The following is a 19163-nucleotide window of genomic DNA, read 5'->3' on the forward strand; positions in this document are numbered from 1 at the left end:
CACCCCGCTAGGGTCTCGAAAGAAATTATGAAGATCGCGCGCGACAGGCCGGGGGACGGACGCCATTGCGAGGCTGCCGGTCTCCCTTTTCCTTGTTCGGATTTCCGTGTTCGGGATTCAAGGAGGGGCACCACCGCCATGGGACGTCACAGCTTGCCCGACGACGCCGCGCGAACAAGCACCGGGGCGGCCCCGGCCGCACGGCGGCGAACGGTGGCCCTGGCCACCGCGCTCGTCCTCGCCGTGGCCGGAGGGACCGCCGTCGCCGTGCAGCGCGGGCTGCTCTCCTTCAGCCGCTCCTGCGCCTCGACCGCCGTACGGGTCGACCTGGTGGCCTCCCCCGATGTGGCGCCCGCCGTCGAGGCGGTGGCCGAGCGGGCCCGCAAGGAGAAGATCACCTCGGACGGCTCCTGCATGGACGTACGGGTGACCGCCCGCGACTCCTACAAGGTGGCCGCCTCCTTCACCTCCCGCTCCAGACCCGACTTCGCGGTCTGGATACCCGACGCCTCGATGTGGGTGGACCGCGCCAAGGACGCCGCCGGCTCGGCCACGGTCGTCACCGCGGGTCACGTCGCCGACTCCCCCGTCGCCCTCGGCGTGGCGCCCTCGGCCGCCAAGGCGCTCGGCTGGCCTCAAAAGACGTACACCTGGGCCGAGTTGGGGATGGCGACCGCCGCGGACGACAAGGTCCGCCTGGGATCGGCCGACCCGGCCCACAGCGCCGCGGGACTGCTCGCGCTGAGCTGCATCGGCAAGTCGGCGGGCCAGGGCGCCGAGGGCAGCACCCGTACCGCAGCCCTCGCCAAGGTGCTCTCGCAGCGGGTCACCGACGGCGACGGCCAAGTGATGGAGAGCCTGACAACCGTCAACTCCCCCAAGCAGATCGGCAGTTCACACCGCAGCGGGGCCGTGGTCGTCTCCGAACAGGCGGCCTTCGCCTATAACGCGGGCCACCGCGGCATGGACCAGGGGGTGCGGCTCTTCTACCCCAAGGACGGCGCGCCGCAGCTCGACTATCCGTACACGATGGTCCGCGAGGCAGGCATGAGCACCAACGAGAGCCGGGCGGCGATGCGCTTCCTGACGCTGCTCGGGGACTCCGAGTCCGCCCAGGTCCTGGCCGGACACGGCTTCCGGGCGCCGGGCGGGCGCGTCGCCGACGCCCTCCCCTCGGCCGCGGGCGGCAGCGCCCCGCAGCCGTACGCGAGCGCCAGCGCCGACCCGCCGTCGGCACAGGAACTCCAGGACGCGCTCGGGATGTGGACGATCACCGTGCAGAGCGCGCGCCTGACGACGGTGGTGGACGCCTCGGGGTCGATGGCGGCCACGGTGCCCGGGTCGGGCGGCCGCTCCCGGATGGAGGTCACCAAGGCCTCGCTGCTCCAGGCCCTCGCGCAGTTCACGACCGAGGACGAGATCGGCCTGTGGGACTTCGCGACCCATCTGGACGGCTCGCGCGACTACCGCCGGCTGGTGCCGACGGCCCGGCTCGGCGATCCGGCGCCCGGCGGCCGCACCCAGCGCGACAAGCTGTCCGCCGCGTTCGCCGCACTCCAGCCGGTGCCGGACGGCGCGACCGGCCTGTTCGACACGACGCTGGCCGCGTACAGGGACGCGACCTCGACGTACGCGAGCGGCAAGTTCAACGCGGTGGTGCTGCTGACCGACGGCGCCAACGAGGACCCGGGCAGCATCTCGCGGGCCGACCTCGTCGCGCAGTTGGAGAAGCTCACCGACCCGTCGAAGCCGGTACCGCTGATCGCGATCGCGGTCGGCCCGCAGGCCGACAAGGACGAGGTCCAACAGATCGCGAAGGCCACCGGCGGCGTCGGCTACCAGGTGACCGACCCCGCCGACATCCAGGCCGTGATCCTCCAGGCGATCATGGCCCTCGGCCAGGCCCAGCACCACGGCTGACGCCCCGCCGGGCCCCGCACCACGGCAGGCACCCCGCCCGACCCAGCACCACGGCCAACGCCCTGCCGTGCCCAGCGAAGGCTCCCGGCCGGAACCGGGCCCGGGCACCCGCTAGCGACGGCGTGCCTCGGGCCCCGGGAAGCCCGTCGGCCACGTGTGCACGGGCTCGCCCTCCAGCATCAGCTCCCGGTAGCGCCGGGTGGTGGCGGCGAGCGCCGCCTCCCGGCCGAGCCCCGCGGCCAGCGCCCGGTGGTAGGTGTCGACCTGCCAGGACGCCCCGTTGACCCGGCGGCGGCAGCGCTCCTCGATGATGCCGAGGTAGTGGTCCCGGTCGGCCGCCTCGATGCCCCACGCGTCGAGCCCGGCCGCCGCGAGCGGCAGCAGCTCCTCGCGTACGAGCTTGATCGCGGGCACCCGGGAGACCCCGCCGCCGCGCCGCGGCGCCGGCCACAGCAGCTCGGCCTCGATGCCGTAGCGGCAGGCGGCGTCGAAGTTGGAGGCCGCCGACTCGAAGGGCAGCCGGGTCCACACCGGGCGTTGCTCCTCCGCGAGGGCGCGCACCAGGCCGTAGTAGAAGGCCGCGTTGGCGAGCACGTCGACGACGGTGGGCCCGGCCGGAAGCACCCGGTTCTCCACCCGGAGGTGCGGCACGCCGTCGGCGATGCCGTAGACCGGGCGGTTCCAGCGGTAGATCGTGCCGTTGTGCAGCACGAGTTCCTTCAGGCTCGGCACGCCGCCGTCGGCGATGACGCGCAGCGGCTCCTCCTCGTCGCAGATGGGCAGCAGCGGTGGGAAGAAGCGCAGGTTCTCCTCGAAGAGTTCGTAGGCGGACGACACCCACCGCTCCCCGAACCAGGTACGCGGACGCACTCCCTGCGCCCGCAGCTCGGCCGGCCTGGTGTCCGTGGCCTGCTCGAACAGAGGTGGCCGCGACTCGCGCCACAGCTCCCGCCCGAACAGGAACGGCGCGTTGGCGCCCACCGCGATCTGCACCGCGGCGACGGCCTGAGCCGCGTTCCACACCGCTGCGAAGCGCGCGGGCGTCACCTGCAGATGCAACTGCACGGAGGTACAGGCGGCTTCCGGAGTGATCGACGCCGAGGTGCAGGAGAGGCGTTCCACCCCCTGGATGTCGAGGGTGAAATCCTCCCCGCGGGCGGCCACTATCTGATCGTTCAGCAACTGGTAGCGGTCGACGTCGGAGAGATTTCCGGATACGAGATCGTCCTGCGTCAGGGTCGGCAGAATTCCGATCATGAGGATGCCCGCGTCGACCTCGGCAGCTTTGCGATCGGCATACCCGAGCCCGGTGCGCAGCTCCTCGGCGAGCTGGTCGAAAACCCGGCCGCCGAGCCGGTGCGGCGCGATGTTCACTTCCAGGTTGAACATTCCGAGTTCGGTCTGGAAATCCCGGCTCGCGATCCGCTCCAGCACCTCGCCATTCATCATGCGCGGCATGCCGTCGGGACCCGCGAGATTCAGTTCCAGCTCCAGCCCCATCATGTTCCTGGGACGGTCGAACCGCTTCTGGGCCAACAGCTTCCCGAGGCCCTCCAGGCACTGCTGAAGCTTGTCCCGGTAGCGGTGCCGATCGGACAGGTCGAATCCGCCTGCCACGACCTTCTCCCCCATCGAAGGGTCCCTCCTCGAATGGGCGGCCGGGACACCGGCCGCTCGCGTCATGGTCGATAATGCCCAGACTGGCTGATCCATAACGCGTGCGCGCGCAGTGCCGATGGAGTAGCGTCGGCGACTGGGGCCTCCGGCACATTCAGCGGGCATACGGCAACGTGCAGTTACCGCTCGCTCGTCAATGGTGAAAAACACCGACGAGTATCGGCCGACCACCGACGGGACACCTTTCCAGGTCGGGACATCGCACCGGACATTTCCCCGGGTGAAACGCCTGCCCAGGAGGGCCGGATACCGACTTGCGGGCAATATCGACGACAGCTAGCCGAAACACTGCGTGAACACGTGTCGTATAAACTCTGCAAACGAGGCAGAGAGTTGGCGCCCCCGGCCATCCATCGTCGGCCCCCCTCTGACCCCGCACCGCAGACAGCGCCGTCCGCACTGCCCCCGCATCACCGTGTCTCCCGAAGTGAGAGGCGACCCACCATGCCGCTGCATGTCCCCCCGGCCCCCGCGCCCGCCCTGCGCAGCGTCCTCGCGGCACTCGGTTCCCCCACCGCCGTACGCGAGGCCCGCACCCCGGCCCTCCGCTCCACCGAAGGTCCGCTCACTCCCGAGCTTCCGCTCCCGCTCCACGTCCTGGACGGGATCACCCCGGGCGGCCGGACCCCGCGCACCCACCTGGCCGGCTGGCGCTTCCTGATCAGCGACCCCGAGCATCCGGTCGCCGCAGCGGACACCCGCCTCACCCCCGACGGCTGGGCCTTCTCGCACTTCTTCGAGGGCCCCTACATCACCTCGACCCAGCGCGCCCTGCGCCAGGCCGAACAGCTGACCACGCACTACCAGCCCCGGCTGCTCTCGATCCCCGAGCTGTACATGCTCACGCTGTGGCTGCACGCGGACGCGAGCGCCGACGGGGCTTCGGGCACGCCCGCACCGCATGACCTCCTGGTGCCACTGGCACCCGCCCCGCCCGGCATCTGCGCGCACCGCCCGCTGCGCGTCAGCGAACTGCTTCCGGTACTCACCCTGCGCCTGGCACCCGCCCGGCTGCTCGGCCAGCCCGTCTGACGCCTCCGGCAGCGGCCCGGGAAAGAAAGTGCCCCGCGACCAGTGTGGTCGCGGGGCCTCGTGTGTCTATGCTGCGTACGCGCCGCCTGCGCCATACGGGCTAGCCCGGCCGGGCCACCCCGAACCACCCGAAAAGACAGGCCAGTTGAGCTGAACCGTCCGCACGGGTGATACGTCATTAAGCAGTAGGAAGCGCTGCCGCGAAATCCCTGCGGATTGACGTCCGTGGGGCAACACTGGGATCGGACCGACCGACTTACTACGGGGGGCGGCCATGAACAACGCATCGAGCCGCAGCACACTCACCACGACGCAGCGAAAGAACGCATCCATGTGCCAGCACAAGCCAGCCTGTCCGACAGCCTTCTCCGCCGACCGGGAAGCCGCGCAGCCCGTGGCACACCACCCGGAGCAGGGCTGGAGCCTGCTGTGCAACGGCGTCCTGCTCTTCGAGGACACCGGTGAGCTGTTGCCGGACGGGCAGATCATCGCCCCGCACCGGCCGCTCACGGCGGAGCAGGTGGCGACGGCCGCCTAGGCGGCCCCGTACGGGCAGTCGCGTACCGACCTGTCCCTCGGCGGACGCGTCCGGTACGGACAACACAAGGGCCGGCCCGGGGAGCACACCCCGAACCGGCCCTTACGCATGCGTGGATCAGTGGTCGTACTCGTCCAGCGGCGGGCAGGAGCAGACCAGGTTGCGGTCGCCGAAGGCGCCGTCGATGCGACGGACCGGCGGCCAGTACTTGTCGGCGGCCGACACCCCGGCCGGGAAGACGGCGTCCTCGCGGCTGTAGGCGTGGTTCCACTCGCCGCCGAGCGCGGCCGCGGTGTGCGGGGCGTTGGCCAGCGGGTTGTCGTCGGCCGGCCAGACGCCGGAGGCGACCTTCTCGATCTCGCCGCGGATCGCGATCATCGTGTCGCAGAACCGGTCGATCTCGCCCAGGTCCTCGGACTCGGTGGGCTCGATCATCAGCGTGCCGGCCACCGGGAACGACATGGTGGGCGCGTGGAAGCCGTAGTCGATCAGGCGCTTGGCGATGTCGTCGACGCTGACGCCGGTCGCCTTGGACAGCGGGCGCAGGTCCACGATGCACTCGTGCGCGACCAGGCCGTTGGGGCCGGTGTAGAGCACGGGGTAGTGCGGCTCCAGGCGCTTGGCGATGTAGTTCGCGGCGAGCACCGCGACCTGTGTCGCCCGCTTGAGGCCCTCGCCGCCCATGAGACGTACGTACGCCCACGAGATCGGCAGGATGCCCGCCGAGCCCCACGGCGCGGCGGAGATCGGGCCGACGCCCGTCTCGGGGCCGGCGCTCGGCTGGAGCGGGTGGTTGGGCAGGTACGGCGCGAGGTGGGCGCGCACGCCGACCGGGCCGACGCCGGGGCCACCGCCGCCGTGCGGGATGCAGAAGGTCTTGTGCAGGTTGAGGTGCGAGACGTCGCCGCCGAACTTGCCCGGCTTGGCGAGGCCCACCAGGGCATTGAGGTTGGCGCCGTCGACGTACACCTGGCCGCCGGCCTCGTGGACCAGGGCGCAGATGTCGGCGACGTGCTCCTCGAACACCCCGTGTGTGGACGGGTAGGTGATCATCAGGACCGAGAGCTCGTCGCGGTACTGCTCGATCTTGGCGCGCAGGTCGTCGGCGTCGACCTCGCCGTCGTCCGCGGTCTTGACGACCACGACCTTCATGCCGGCCATCACGGCGCTCGCGGCGTTGGTGCCGTGGGCGGAGGACGGGATGAGGCAGATGGTGCGCTGGGTGTCGCCGTTGGCGCGGTGGTAGGCGCGCACCGCGAGCAGACCCGCGAGCTCGCCCTGGGAACCGGCGTTGGGCTGGATGGACACCGCGTCGTACCCGGTGACCTCGGCGAGGCGCTCCTCCAGCTCGCGGATGAGCGTGAGGTAGCCGGCGGCCTGCTCGACCGGCGCGAAGGGGTGGATCTGCCCGAACTCGGGCCAGGTCACCGGCTCCATCTCGGTCGTCGCGTTCAGCTTCATCGTGCAGGACCCGAGCGGGATCATGCCGCGGTCGAGCGCGTAGTCGCGGTCGGCCAGCTTGCGCAGGTAGCGCAGCATCGCGGTCTCGGAGCGGTGCTGGTGGAAGACCGGGTGGGTCAGGTACTCGTCGGTGCGCAGCAGCGCGGCCGGCAGGGTGTCGGCGGCCGTGGTGTCCAGCGCCTCCACATCGGCGTCGACCCCGAACGCGGCCCAGACGGCGGCCAGTTGGGCCCGCGTGGTGGTCTCGTCGCAGGCGAAGGAGACGGTGTCCGCGTCGACCAGGTGCAGGTTGACCCCGCCCTGACGCGCGGCCTTGACGGCCTCGGCGGCCTTGCCCGGGACGCGCACGGTCAGCGTGTCGAAGTAGGCGCCGTGGGCGACGTCGACCCCGGCGGCCCTCAGGCCCTCGGCGAGGACGACGGCGTAGCGGTGGGTGCGCTGCGCGATCTGCTTCAGGCCGTCCGGGCCGTGGTAGACGGCGTACATGCCGGCCATCACGGCGAGCAGCACCTGCGCGGTGCAGATGTTGCTGGTGGCCTTCTCGCGGCGGATGTGCTGCTCGCGGGTCTGCAGGGCCAGGCGGTAGGCTTTGTTGCCGTCGGCGTCGACGGAGACGCCGACGAGGCGGCCCGGCAGGCTGCGGGCGAACTTCTCCTGGACCGCCATGAACCCGGCGTGCGGTCCGCCGAAGCCCATCGGCACGCCGAAGCGCTGGGTGGTGCCGACGGCGATGTCTGCGCCGAGCGAGCCCGGCGAGGCGAGCAGGGTGAGCGCGAGCAGGTCGGCGGCGACGGTCACGATCGCGCCCAGCTCGTGGGCCGCGTCGATGACCGGCTTGAGGTCGCGGACCCGGCCGGAGGCGCCCGGGTACTGGAGCAGCACGCCGAAGACGCCGCGCTCGGCGATCTCGGCGGGGATGCCGTCGCTCAGGTCGGCGACGACGACCTCGACGCCGGTCGGCTCGGCGCGCGTCCGGATCACCGCGATGGTCTGCGGCAGGGTGTCGGCGTCGATCAGGAAGACGCCGCCCTTGACCTTGCCCACGCGCCGTGACAGGGCGAGCGCCTCGGCGGCCGCGGTGCCCTCGTCGAGCAGCGAGGCGCCGGAGGTCGGCAGCCCGGTCAGCTCGGCGACCATGGTCTGGAAGTTGAGCAGCGCCTCCAGGCGGCCCTGCGAGATCTCCGGCTGGTAGGGCGTGTACGCCGTGTACCAGGCCGGGTTCTCCATGACGTTGCGCAGGATCACCGGCGGCGTGAAGGTGCCGTAGTAACCGAGGCCGATCATGGGGGCGAGGACCTGGTTGCGGTCCGCGAGCCGGCGCAGCTCGGCGAGCACCTCGGCCTCGGTCCGCGCCTCGGGCAGGCCCAGCGCCCCGGCGCTCTTGATGACCTCGGGGACGGCGGCGGCGGTCAGCTCGTCGAGCGAGCCGTAGCCGACCTGGGCGAGCATCTTGGCCTGCGCCCCGGCATCGGGCCCGATGTGGCGCTGCTCGAAGGGGATGCCACGCTCCAGCTGGCTGAGCGGAATGCGGTTGGCGGTCATGACGGAGGCCTCCTGGTCGCACGACCTGCGAGGGGTACCACGGCGCGGGTACCCGGACGGCCTCCCCCTCTGTCATCTCAACCTGAGAGCTTCACCGGGTGCATGGCAGCGACCCGGTTTTCACCGTCGGTGAGGAAAGGTTCCGCCCGGGCAGAAGTGCCCGTACGTCCCCCGTCCTGCTTTCCAGAGTGACCTCGTCCGTGCGGTCCGTGGGCCTGAGAGATTCCGGGGAGGAGTTGCTCCTTCGGCGTCCGCCGAGAACTCGATGAGCTCTTCGAAGGACTCTCCCGCACGGGGTCAGCAGCCGCTTGCCAGCCTACCAGCGCCGTCCCAGCTCGATTCTTTGTTCACCTGCTCGAGTGGCCAACACCCGGGATGTGCACTTTCGTAGTGCTTATGGAGCAGTTGTAACCGGTTGCGACCAATTGGAGGGACCGTGCAGACCGATATCGATCCGCGCAGCCTGATCGGCCGCAAGGCATACGACCGCAATGGGCACAAGATCGGAACGGTGGACGAGGTCTACCTCGACGACGCCACGGGCGCACCCGAGTGGGCCGCGGTGCGCACCGGCCTCTTCAGCCGGGACGCGTTCGTCCCGCTGGAGCCCAGCACCCTGGTCGACGAGACGCTCCGCGTCCCGTACGACCGCGCCCTGATCAAGGACGCGCCGGACTTCGGCGTGGGCCGCCATCTCTCCCCGGAACAGGAGCTTCAGCTCTACCACCACTACGGTCTGGACATCGCGGCCCCCGAACCCGGCCCGCCACCCTCCGACCGGGACTTCGGCCGGCTCGCCAACGGCGAATCCTGACCCGCCGCGGCCCCCGCCTCCCCTTCCCGTACCGCTTCGGCCCCGCCCCCTTCCCCGCCCTCGGCCCCGGCCGGCTCGACCAGCGCCAGCGGCTCCGCGGCCGCCAGGTCAGGGTCGTCCACGCGGAACGTCCTCACCCGCCCGGGCTCCTTCGCCGTCGGCGTCTCGAAACGCACCGTGACCCGCCCGACGCCACTGCCCTGCACCCAGCCGGGCCCGTACTCGGCATGCCGTACGTCGTGCCCGGCCAGCCAGCGGCGCTGCGCGGGGTCCTCGGGGGCCGGCGCCTCCGCCTCGGCCACCGGGGCGGCCTCCTCGTCCCCGGGGACCAGCGGCTCCTCCACGACCTGCTCTCCGGCGGCCTGCGCGAACAGGTCCTCCTGCGTGAAGTCGGCAAGGCCGCTGACCCCGACGCCCAGCAGACGCACCCCGCCCGTGGTGTCCACCGCGTCGAGGAGCCGCGCCGCGGCCTCCCGGACCACCCCTGGGTCGTCGGTGGGCCCGCGCAGCGTCTCGGACCGGGTCAGCGTGGAGAAGTCGTAACGCCGGACCTTGAGCACGATGGTGCGGCCCGAGTGCCCCGACGCCCGTAGCCGCTGCACACACCGGTCGGCGAGGCGCCCCACCTCGATGGTGATCCTCAGCCGGTCGTGCAGGTCCACGTCGAAGGTGTCCTCCACGGACACCGACTTCGCGTCCCGCTCGGCCACTACGGGGCGGTCGTCGTACCCGGTCGCCATCCGGTGGAGCGAGGCACCGTGCGACTTCCCCAGGAGCCGTACGAGCTCGTCCTCGCCGGCCTCGACGAGGTCGGCGACGGTGGTCATACCGGCCCGGCGCAGATGCTCCCCGGTGGCCGGGCCCACCCCCGGCAGGATGCGCACCGACATCGGCGCGAGGAGCTCGCGCTCGGTGCCGGGCTCTATCAGAACCAGACCGTCGGGCTTCGCCTCCTCCGAGGCGATCTTGGCGAGCATCTTGGACCCGGCGAGCCCGACGGACCCGCTCAGCCCGGTGACCGCCCTGATGTCCCTGCGCAGCCGCTCACCGGCCTCGCGCGCGCCGACCGACTCGAAGGCCACGCCTCCGGCCTCCAGGTCCACGAAGGCCTCGTCCAGGCTCAGCGGCTCGACCAGCGGCGACAGCCGGCCGAGCAGCTCCATCACCTGCTCGCTGACGGTGCGGTACAGCTGGAAGCGCGGCACCAGGTAGGCCGCATTGGGGCAGAGCCGCCGGGCCTGCGCCATCGGCATCGCCGAGCGCACCCCGAAGCGTCTCGCCTCGTACGAGGCCGTCGAGACCACTCCTCGCGGTCCGAGACCGCCCACGACGACCGGCTTTCCGCGCAGGCTCGGCTTCGACGCCTGCTCTGCGGCGGCGAAGAAGGCATCCATGTCGAGATGCAGGATGGTCGGCGCGGCTCTCACACGACTGATGCTGCCGTACGCCACTGACAATCGGTCCCGGCGGCGCCGCCCGGAAGGTCAGACGGCGCGGTTGCGCCGCCTGGCCAGTTCGTCGGCCGGGTTGTGGCCGACCAGGGTCTCGCCGGTGTCCACGCGCTCGCCGTGCAACTGCGAGAGAGCCGCCTCCACGTCCCGCCACACCACACCGACCGCGATGCCGAAGATGCCCTGGCCGCCCTGGAGGAGGTTCACGACCTCGTCGGGGGACGAGCACTCGTACACGGTGGCCCCGTCGCTCATCAGCGTCATGCGCTCCAGATCGCGAAAGCCCCGCTCGCGCAGGTGCTGCACGGCGGCGCGAATGTTCTGGAGGGCGACCCCGGTGTCGAGGAAACGCTTGACGATCTTCAGGACGACGACGTCCCGGAAGCTGTAGAGGCGCTGCGTGCCCGAGCCGTAGGCCGGACGCACACTGGGCTCGACCAGGCCGGTGCGCGCCCAGTAGTCGAGCTGCCGGTAGGTGATTCCCGCTGCCGCGCAGGCGGTCGGGCCCCGGTATCCGATCGTTTCGGTACTCAGGTCGGCCGCACTGCTGTGGAGCGGGTACGGCCCGCTCTCCCCCGGACCGAGTCCGGGAGCGCCCCCTGCCGTACCGTCGCCGCTCATACTCACGCCGACCCTCCGTCCTTGACCTGCCCACTCGAAGGTAGGCAGTCACTCGGGGTGCGTCAACGATCGCCACACTCGGCACGCCGAGTGATAATCACCCTGAGAGTGGTTTCCCGTGTCTCTCCCGCGGGAAAGGCTACTCGAATGCGCTGAAACCACTCCGGCGTACGCGCGGCACGCGACACCACTCCGACGGCCGCCGGATCATGTGTGCCCGGTACTCACTGGCTGTTGGTGCCGAAGTCCTCGGGCGAGATCTGGTCGAGGAACTCACGGAACTTCTCGACCTCGTCCTCCTGCTCGTCCGGGATGGCGATTCCCGCGTCATCGAGGACCCCGTCACTGCCGTAGATCGGCGTGCCGGTGCGCAGGGCCAGCGCTATGGCGTCGGACGGCCGCGCGCTCACCTCCACGCCACTGGCAAAGACCAGCTCCGCGTAGAAGACGCCTTCGCGGAGGTCCGTGATGCGGACCTCGGTCAGCTCCTGGCCCACGGCCTCAAGGACGTCCTTGAAGAGGTCGTGCGTCAGCGGCCGCTCCGGCGCCATCCCCTGCTGGGCGAAGGCGATCGCGGTCGCCTCCCCAGGACCGATCCAGATGGGGAGGTACCGATCGCCTCCCACTTCACGCAGGAGCACGATCGGTTGGTTGGAGGGCATTTCCACCCGGACACCCACGACGTCGAGCTCGTTCACACAGCAACCCTAGGACGTGCTCGGCAGGTTTGGGTAGTCGGGCACCTACAAGATCAGTGAAGCCGGACACCCAGAGCGGTCTGAACGAGTGCCGCGTGGAGCCGTACGGAGAGCGCCGCGAGCTCCTTCGTGGTGGCCTCCGCATGGGCTCTGGTCTGCGGATTACGGTGCAATCGCAGGGGTGCCACCACCTGCTCGACCAGCCCGGCCTCACGGTCGGCCGCAGCCTTCATGGCGCGCAAATGCCGCGGTTCCAGACCGAACCGGCCCATATCCGCCACAAGGCGTGCCACGTTCACCGACTCGGCGTCGAAACCACCGTCGGCGCCGGGGGTGACGAGCCCGTAGGACTCCCACTCGGCGAGCTCCGTCTCGGTGACCTCTGCGGCCGCCATCAGCTCGGCACGGCCCACGCGGGCGGCCGTGGGACGCTCCGCCTCCGCCTCGCCCAAGCCGTCGAGCAGCTCACGCGGGGCGCCGGAGGACGGCAGTGACGGCTCCTCGCCCCGGGCGAGGGCATCCAGGTGCTCCCGGATGACCTTGAGCGGCAGATAGTGGTCCCGCTGCATCCGCAGCACCTGGGCCAGCCGCTCGACGTCCTCCGGGCTGAACTTGCGGTACCCCGACGGCGTACGCCGGGGCTCCACCAGGCCCTCGGACTCCAGGAACCGGATCTTCGAGATCGTCACTTCGGGAAATTCGTCGCGCAGCTGGTTGAGGACCCCGCCGATACTCATCAGCCGGCCACCCGCGGTGGCGGTGCCGGATCCGGCACCGCCCGTCGGTGTCTGCAGCATGGACCTTCCCTGGCCGTGGCTCAGAGCGCGCGCTGGCTCGCGTAGAAGACCAGCCGGTACTTGCCGATCTGGACCTCGTCGCCGTTGGTCAGATCGACGGAGTCGATGCGCTCGCGGTTCACATAGGTGCCGTTGAGGCTGCCGACGTCGGAGACGGTGAAACGCCCGTCGGGACCACGCCGGAACTCCACGTGACGGCGCGAGACCGTCACGTCGTCGAGGAAGATGTCGCTCTGCGGGTGGCGGCCGGCCGTGGTCAGCTCGCCGTCCAGCAGGAAGCGGCTTCCAGAGTTCGGCCCGCGCCGCACCACCAGGAGCGCCGAGCCCAGCGGCAGGGCGTCGACGGCGGCCTGCGCCTCCGGGGAGAGCGACGGCAGCTGCGTCTGACCGGTCACCTCGGCGTCGTACGCTTCGAGGCCGGAGATCGAGATCGTCGAGGTGGTCTCGGAGGCACGCTCCGGGACGACACCGGGCCGCAGCGGAGCGCCGCAGTTGGAGCAGAAGCGACTGGCTGCGGGGTTCGTGTGCCCGCACCTCGTACAAACAGGCATGCCCGACATCGACGGATCCTCCTGCCGCGGCGGCACCGCGTGGGCGCTGGTGGCATACGGGTCGGAGCCAAACCCTCCACCCGAACTTGAGGTTGACGGTTCCCCGAAACCTATGCGCCCGGCACCCGCAGGGTCAACAGACGACGCGCCCGGAATGTCGCCTCCGGAACCGGCCACCTCATCGCGGAACAGCGGGCGCTCGCCGCCCTGCTCCTCCGGCTCTCCGGGGCGCTGAGCACGGTGCCTGGCGGCGCTGCCGCCGTCCTGGCGTGCGCTCTTGCCGAACAACTTCGCAAACAACTTCACGGGCGATTCCCCTTGACCGAAATAGACCCGCCCGTGGGGCAGGACGAACCCAGAATCAACACACCGGCCGACCCGGACATCCTCACAACGTCCGTATCCGCCAAACAGTTTCCACCACGCACCACTGTTACGGAGCGGCGACCCCCCGCAACGTCCTGCCCTTGTGCGGCAGCTCTCACGCATGCCCCCATCAGTGCGAGGACGACTGAGCGTAGTCAGGCCGCTTCGCGGCTCGCAAGGCGTTCACAATGATCTTCTCCGAGCGGGCCACTGTAGCCGTGGCCTGCTCCTTCTCCAGAGTCTGCACCACTCCACCAGGGATGTTGAGCGCCGGCTCCAGATCCTGCGGCCTGCCGATCACCTTGAAGACGTACGGGGCACTGACCTTGGTTCCGTCCACCCCGATGCCGCCGGTCTCGTCGGAGAAGTACGTATTGGCCACCACGCGGACGTCGTTGATCTGGATCGCCTCGGCGCCTGCTGCGCGCAGCTCCTGCACCGTGTCAAGCACCTTGTCGGACTCGACTGCGCCCTTGGGGTCGCTGATCGTCAACGTGATGCCGGGGCCCTGCGCGGCGACCGTGCCGGCCAGGATCCCGAGCTGCTGCTCCTTCTCCACAGTCTGCTTGCGCGCCTCCTCCGCCTGGTTGGAGCTGGTCTCCAGCTCGGTGCGCTGGCCCTCCAGACGCTGCTTCTCGTCCTCAAGACGCTTCGTACGGGAATCCAGTTCATCCAGGATGCGCACCAGATCCTCCTGGCGGGCGCCGCGCAGCGCACTGTTGTCGCTGTTGGAGCGGACCTGAATGGCGAGCCCGAGGCCCAGGACGAAGAGCAGCAGCGCCACGATGAGCTGCGCTCGGCTGACCCGCGGCGGCCACAGACCTGCGGCGAGCCGCTGACGGCCCGTCAGCGGCGGCTTCGGGTCGGCGGGTTCACCCGGCGCCTCGACGGTCCGCTCACCGTCGCCGTCACCCTGATCGGTGTTCTTCTCCACGTCACTCATCGGCCTCAGGCCCTGAAGACGTGCCGGCGGATGGCGGCCGCGTTGGAGAAGATCCGGATGCCGAGCACCACGACCACACCGGTCGACAGCTGCGCCCCCACGCCCAACTTGTCGCCGAGGAACACGATCAGCGCCGCGACCACCACGTTCGACAGGAAGGAGACCACGAAGACCTTGTCGACGAAGATGCCGTCGAGCATGGCCCGCAGGCCGCCGAAGACCGCGTCGAGTGCCGCGACCACGGCGATCGGCAGATACGGCTCGACCACCGCAGGCACCTCGGGCCGGACGAAAAGTCCGACCACGACTCCCACGACGAGGCCAAGTACGGCGATCACGATGTGCCCTTCCCTGTGTCGGCCGCGCCCTTGCCGGCGCCCGTGGCCATTGGTTTTGCGGTACGCACGGTCAGGCTCGGCGCCGCCGGGAGACGCACGTCGCCCTCGGCCGAAATACTGGCCCTGATCCCGTAGTTCTGCTGAAGCACATGCAGGTACTGGCCGTCCGCGCTGTCCTGGAAGGCGGTGCTCAGCTTCTTGCCGTCGCCCACCGCGAGCACCGTATAGGGCGGCACCAGTGGCCTGTTGTCGACCAGTATGGCGTCGCCCGCGGCCCGGATCGCAGAAAACGATGTCAGACGCTGCCCGTTGATGGCGACAGCCTCCGCGCCCGACTGCCAAAGACCGTTGACCACGCGCTGCATGTCCCGGTCACGGACCCGGCCGGTGTCGGCGAACGTGGTGCTCTCGCGCGGCCGGCTGCCGTCGCCCTGGGACGTTTCCTTGGCGTCGTCGACGACCAGCTTCACACCCGGGCCGTGCACCTCCGTCGCGCCGGAAAGCAGCGCCACCAGTTCGCCCTGGTCGCCGCCGTGCTTCTCCAACGCCTTGCGCTGCCGGTCCCCGACCTCGGTCCGCAGCGCGTCCACATCGCTCTGCAGCTTGTCGGCGGCCTTGGTCTCCGAGTCGACCCGGTCGATCAGCTCCTGGCGCTCCTTGGCGACCACAGGGGCGGTGATACGGGCCTGGGCCGCGCCGACCGTCACCACGAGGGCGGCGAGCACCAGACCGCCCGCGAGGCCCAGCTTGGCCTTCAGCGTGCGCGGCATTCCGGCCTGGCCCTCGGCCTTGCGCCGAGCGGTCGCCTCCGCGTACCCGTCGTCGAGCGCGTGGTCCATGACATTGGTCAGCAGCGACATCGACGCGTCGGGGCGCGGGGGCGGAGACGGCGTGCTCCGAACGGGGGGCTGCTGCGGCATGCCGCACATCGTCGCACGTCGTCGGCGTTACCACCGAATGGCCCCACCGGTGTGCGGGGCCGGGCCCGAAGGCCCGGCCCCGCACACCGCCACAACGTCAGTGACCTGCGCTGTCGACCACCGCGGCCCATTCGTCGAGCAGCGCCTGGGCCGACACGTCGTCCGGCCCTTCGGCCCACAGATGGGTGACGGCCTCGGCCGGGTCGGGCAGGACCATCACCCAGCGGCCGTCGGCCTCGACGACCCGTACGCCGTCGGTGGTGTCCACCGACCGGCCGCCGGCCGCCTCGACCACGCGCCGCATCACCATGCCCTTGACCGCCCACGGCGTCGGGATGTCCCGCTTGAGGACGTGCGCCTGCGGTATCCGCGAATCGATCTGACTCAGCGTGAGCTGGGTGCGCGCCACCAGGCCGATGAGCCGCACGAACGCGGCAGCGCCGTCGAAGACACTGCTGAACTCGGGGATGATGAACCCGCCGCGCCCATCGCCGCCGAAGATCGTGGACTCCTCACGGCCGACCCGCGTCAGGTCGTCCGGCGAGGTCGTCGTCCACTCCACCTGAGTGCCGTGATACGCGGCGACCTGCTCGGCGATCCTCGTGGTCGTGACCGGCAGGGCCACCCGCCCACTGCGCCGCTCGGCCGCGACCAGGTCCAGCATCACCAGGAGCGCACGGTCGTCCTCGACGATCCGGCCCCGCTCGTCGACCAGCGAAAGCCGCTCACCGACCGGGTCGAACCGCACCCCGAACGCGGCCCGAGCCGAAGCGACGATCTCCCCGAGCCGCACCAGACCGGCACGCCGGCTCTCCGGCGATTCGGTCGGCCTCGACTCGTCGAGACCGGGGTTGATCGTCAGCGCGTCCACCTTGAGCCGGCCCAGCAGGCTGGGCAGCACCAGGCCGGCGCTTCCGTTGGAGGCGTCCACGACGACCTTGAGGCCGGCTTCCGCGATCCCGGTGGTGTCGGCCTTGCGCAGGAGCGATCCGGTGTACGAGTCGAAGACGCTGGACGGGAACTGCAGATCGCCGATCTCACCCGGGAAGGCTCGCCGGTACTCCTGGCGGGCGTAGACGCGGTCGAGCTTGCGCTGTCCCGCCTGCGAGAGGTCCGCGCCCCGCTCGTCGAAGAACATGATGTCGACGGAGTCCGGGACACCAGGAGACGTGCGGATCATGATCCCGCCCGCGCTGCCTCGCGCCGTCTGCTGCCGCGCGACGGGCAGGGGGACGTTCTCCAGGTCCCGTACGTCTATGGCACTGGCCTGCAGTGCCGAGATGACGGCCCGCTTCAGCGCCCGCGCACCACGGGAGTGGTCGCGCGCCGTGGTGACGGTCGACCCCTTCTTGAGCGTGGTGGCGTACGCACCCGCGAGGCGTACGGCCAGTTCGGGCGTGATCTCGACGTTCAGGATTCCCGAGACACCCCGGGCCCCGAAGAGATGGGCCTGGCCTCTGGATTCCCAGATCACCGAGGTGTTGACGAATGCGCCGGCCTCGATGGTCTTGAACGGATAGACCCGGACGTTCCCCTGAATGATCGATTCCTCACCGACGAGGCACTCGTCGCCGATGACGGCGCCGTCCTCGATGCGGGCGGCCCGCATGATGTCGGTGTTCTTGCCGATCACGCAGCCGCGGAGATTGCTGTGCTGCCCGATGTAGACGTTGTCGTGGACGACGGCCTTGTGCAGGAACGCACCGCTCTTGACGACCACGTTCGAGCCCACGACGGTGTGCTCGCGGATTTCGACGTCCGCTTCGACCTTCGCGTAGTCACCGATGTAGAGGGGTCCGCGCAGCACGGCGTCGGGGTGGACCTCGGCGCCTTCCGCGACCCATACGCCCGGGGAGATCTCGAAGCCGTCGATGTCGACGTCGACCTTGCCTTCCAGCACGTCGGCCTGCGCCTTGACGTAACTCTCGTGCGTGCCGACGTCCTCCCAGTAGCCCTCGGCGACATAGCCGTAGATGGGCTTGCCTTCCTTCATCAGCTGCGGGAAGACATCGCCGGACCAGTCGACGGACTTGTCGGCCTCGACGTAGTCGAATACCTCGGGCTCCATCACATAGATGCCCGTATTCACGGTGTCGGAGAAGACCTGCCCCCAAGTGGGCTTCTCCAGGAAGCGCTCGACCTTGCCCTCTTCGTCGACGATGGTGATGCCGAATTCAAGGGGATTGGGGACCCGGGTCAGGCACACCGTGACGAGTGCGCCCTTCTCCTTGTGGAAGTTGATGAGATCGGTCAGGTCGAAATCGGTGAGGGCATCACCGGAAATGACCAGGAAGGCATCGTCCTTGAGGGCTTCCTCGGCGTTCTTGACGCTGCCCGCGGTGCCGAGGGGCTTCTCCTCATTGGCATAGGTGAGCTCCATTCCGAGCTCTTCCCCGTCACCGAAGTAGTTCCTGACGAGCGACGCCAGGAACTGCACGGTGACGACGGTTTCATTGAGCCCATGCCGCTTGAGCAGCCGCAGCACATGCTCCATGATCGGCCGGTTGACCACCGGCAGGAGCGGCTTGGGCATGCTCGAAGTCATGGGGCGAAGGCGTGTGCCTTCGCCACCAGCCATAACGACGGCCTTCATGTCGGAAACGTCCTCCTCGAAGAGACGGCGGTCTGGCCGACTTCGCCCGGACGGGCAAGGCCTCTGGCGCCCAACACGGCCGCCGACTCTCATCGGGGCCGCGGTCGCCGAGCTAATCGGCCGCTGCGTCCGCCTTCACCAACCGGCGGACCTGAACCACATACAGGATTCCTGCCCACCAATACAGAGTTGTACCCCATCCAGCGAACGCCCATCCGAAAATCGCCGCAAGGGAGGCGAGCCACCCGTGTCCGTCGCTGAGCAGCAGCAGCGGGAACGCGTACATCAGGTTGAACGTAGCCGCCTTGCCCAAGAAGTTCACCTGGGGCGGCGGATAGCCGTGCCGGCGAAGGATTCCCACCATCACCAGAAGCATCAACTCGCGTGCCACTAGGGCAGCGGTCAACCAAATCGGCAGGATCTCCCGCCAGGTGAGCCCGACGAGTGTGGAGAGGATGTACAGCCGGTCGGCGGCGGGGTCGAGCAGGCGTCCCAGGTTGCTGATCTGGTTCCAGCGCCGGGCCAGCTTGCCGTCCAAGTAGTCACTGACACCGCTCAGCGCCAACACCAGCAGGGCCCAGCCATCACTGTTCGGACCGCCGAAGACGGGGCGGAGGATCAGCCACAGGAAGAGCGGAACGCCGACCAGGCGCGCCATGCTGAGAATATTGGGGATGGTGAGCACCCGGTCCGTCTGAACGCGAGTCTCCTGGACCTCCACCCGGGGGCCTCCTGTGGGAAATGTGCCGACGATGCCCCCTGACCCTACCGTCAGCACGCACCAATGCTGCACAGGGGGTAGGAGCACCCACCCGAGGCCCCACAAAGCGGACGGAAACGCGAAAAAGCCCCGCACCGTGACCCGTATTTCTACAGATCATGATGCGGGGCTTTCCCCAAA

General features: G+C 69.8%; 16 protein-coding genes and 1 riboswitch. Of the genes, 4 read left to right on the forward strand and 12 right to left on the reverse strand.

Annotation, left to right across the window (positions count from 1 at the left end; translation table 11 throughout):
* The first annotated feature begins 138 nt into the window (after positions 1–138).
* Positions 139–1920 carry a substrate-binding domain-containing protein gene (locus tag IE267_RS24700; RefSeq protein ID WP_189764756.1) on the forward strand — a complete coding sequence of 594 codons (1782 nt, stop codon included), beginning with the start codon at positions 139–141 and terminating at the stop codon, positions 1918–1920.
* Between the two features lie 111 nt (positions 1921–2031).
* Here the strand turns inward: IE267_RS24700 and IE267_RS24705 are convergent, their stop codons facing one another.
* The gene (locus IE267_RS24705) at positions 2032–3552 is read right to left on the reverse strand and encodes a glutamate-cysteine ligase family protein (protein ID WP_161244383.1); all 1521 of its coding nucleotides are present in this window, start codon (positions 3550–3552) and stop codon (positions 2032–2034) included.
* A 489-nt stretch (positions 3553–4041) separates the two neighbouring features.
* Here IE267_RS24705 and IE267_RS24710 point away from each other — a divergent pair, with 489 nt between their 5' ends.
* Both IE267_RS24710 and IE267_RS24715 read left to right on the forward strand, forming a co-directional pair.
* A complete protein-coding gene (locus IE267_RS24710; protein WP_161244382.1) occupies positions 4042–4629 on the forward strand; it encodes a hypothetical protein in 588 nt (195 codons plus the stop codon).
* Between the two features lie 331 nt (positions 4630–4960).
* A complete protein-coding gene (locus IE267_RS24715) occupies positions 4961–5167 on the forward strand; it encodes a DUF5999 family protein (RefSeq protein WP_275901355.1) in 207 nt (68 codons plus the stop codon).
* Between the two features lie 117 nt (positions 5168–5284).
* Here the strand turns inward: IE267_RS24715 and gcvP are convergent, their stop codons facing one another.
* On the reverse strand, positions 5285–8170 hold the full coding sequence (gene gcvP, locus IE267_RS24720) for an aminomethyl-transferring glycine dehydrogenase (RefSeq protein WP_167155153.1): 2886 nt from the start codon (positions 8168–8170) through the stop codon (positions 5285–5287).
* 193 nt (positions 8171–8363) lie between these two features.
* Positions 8364–8470: riboswitch (glycine riboswitch) on the reverse strand.
* A 124-nt stretch (positions 8471–8594) separates the two neighbouring features.
* On the opposite strand from gcvP, the gene IE267_RS24725 reads away from it, so the two are divergent.
* Positions 8595–8984, forward strand: coding sequence for a PRC-barrel domain-containing protein (locus IE267_RS24725; RefSeq protein ID WP_161244386.1), 390 nt, complete (start codon positions 8595–8597; stop codon positions 8982–8984).
* Here the strand turns inward: IE267_RS24725 and IE267_RS24730 are convergent.
* The 10 genes from IE267_RS24730 to clsA form a co-directional block, all read right to left on the reverse strand.
* The gene (locus tag IE267_RS24730; RefSeq protein WP_189764757.1) at positions 8900–10411 is read right to left on the reverse strand and encodes a DNA polymerase IV; all 1512 of its coding nucleotides are present in this window, start codon (positions 10409–10411) and stop codon (positions 8900–8902) included. The genes IE267_RS24725 and IE267_RS24730 overlap by 85 nt on opposite strands.
* A 57-nt stretch (positions 10412–10468) precedes the next feature.
* The gene (locus IE267_RS24735; protein ID WP_229861401.1) at positions 10469–11056 is read right to left on the reverse strand and encodes a MerR family transcriptional regulator; all 588 of its coding nucleotides are present in this window, start codon (positions 11054–11056) and stop codon (positions 10469–10471) included.
* A gap of 224 nt (positions 11057–11280) precedes the next feature.
* On the reverse strand, positions 11281–11754 hold the full coding sequence (locus tag IE267_RS24740) for a bifunctional nuclease family protein (protein ID WP_100572767.1): 474 nt from the start codon (positions 11752–11754) through the stop codon (positions 11281–11283).
* Between the two features lie 53 nt (positions 11755–11807).
* A complete protein-coding gene (gene ftsR / locus IE267_RS24745; RefSeq protein ID WP_167155147.1) occupies positions 11808–12551 on the reverse strand; it encodes a transcriptional regulator FtsR in 744 nt (247 codons plus the stop codon).
* Positions 12552–12571: 20 nt separating this feature from the next.
* Entirely contained in the window at positions 12572–13591 is a 1020-nt protein-coding gene (locus tag IE267_RS24750) for a double zinc ribbon and FHA domain-containing protein (protein ID WP_161244378.1), read from the reverse strand.
* Positions 13592–13598: 7 nt separating this feature from the next.
* On the reverse strand, positions 13599–14411 hold the full coding sequence (locus tag IE267_RS24755; protein ID WP_189764759.1) for a DUF881 domain-containing protein: 813 nt from the start codon (positions 14409–14411) through the stop codon (positions 13599–13601).
* A gap of 5 nt (positions 14412–14416) precedes the next feature.
* Complete coding sequence (locus IE267_RS24760) at positions 14417–14749, reverse strand: small basic family protein (protein WP_031069011.1); 333 nt, start codon at positions 14747–14749, stop codon at positions 14417–14419.
* On the reverse strand, positions 14746–15669 hold the full coding sequence (locus IE267_RS24765) for a DUF881 domain-containing protein (RefSeq protein WP_161244376.1): 924 nt from the start codon (positions 15667–15669) through the stop codon (positions 14746–14748). The genes IE267_RS24760 and IE267_RS24765 overlap by 4 nt, the downstream gene beginning before the upstream one ends.
* A 97-nt stretch (positions 15670–15766) precedes the next feature.
* Positions 15767–18262 (reverse strand): mannose-1-phosphate guanyltransferase, encoded by a 2496-nt coding sequence (locus IE267_RS24770; protein ID WP_161244375.1) that lies wholly within the window; start codon positions 18260–18262, stop codon positions 15767–15769.
* Positions 18263–18374: 112 nt separating this feature from the next.
* The gene (gene clsA / locus IE267_RS24775; protein ID WP_100572761.1) at positions 18375–18983 is read right to left on the reverse strand and encodes a cardiolipin synthase ClsA; all 609 of its coding nucleotides are present in this window, start codon (positions 18981–18983) and stop codon (positions 18375–18377) included.
* Positions 18984–19163: the final 180 nt, after the last annotated feature.

Source organism: Streptomyces xanthochromogenes (genome assembly GCF_014650455.1).
Classification (GTDB): domain Bacteria; phylum Actinomycetota; class Actinomycetes; order Streptomycetales; family Streptomycetaceae; genus Streptomyces; species Streptomyces xanthochromogenes.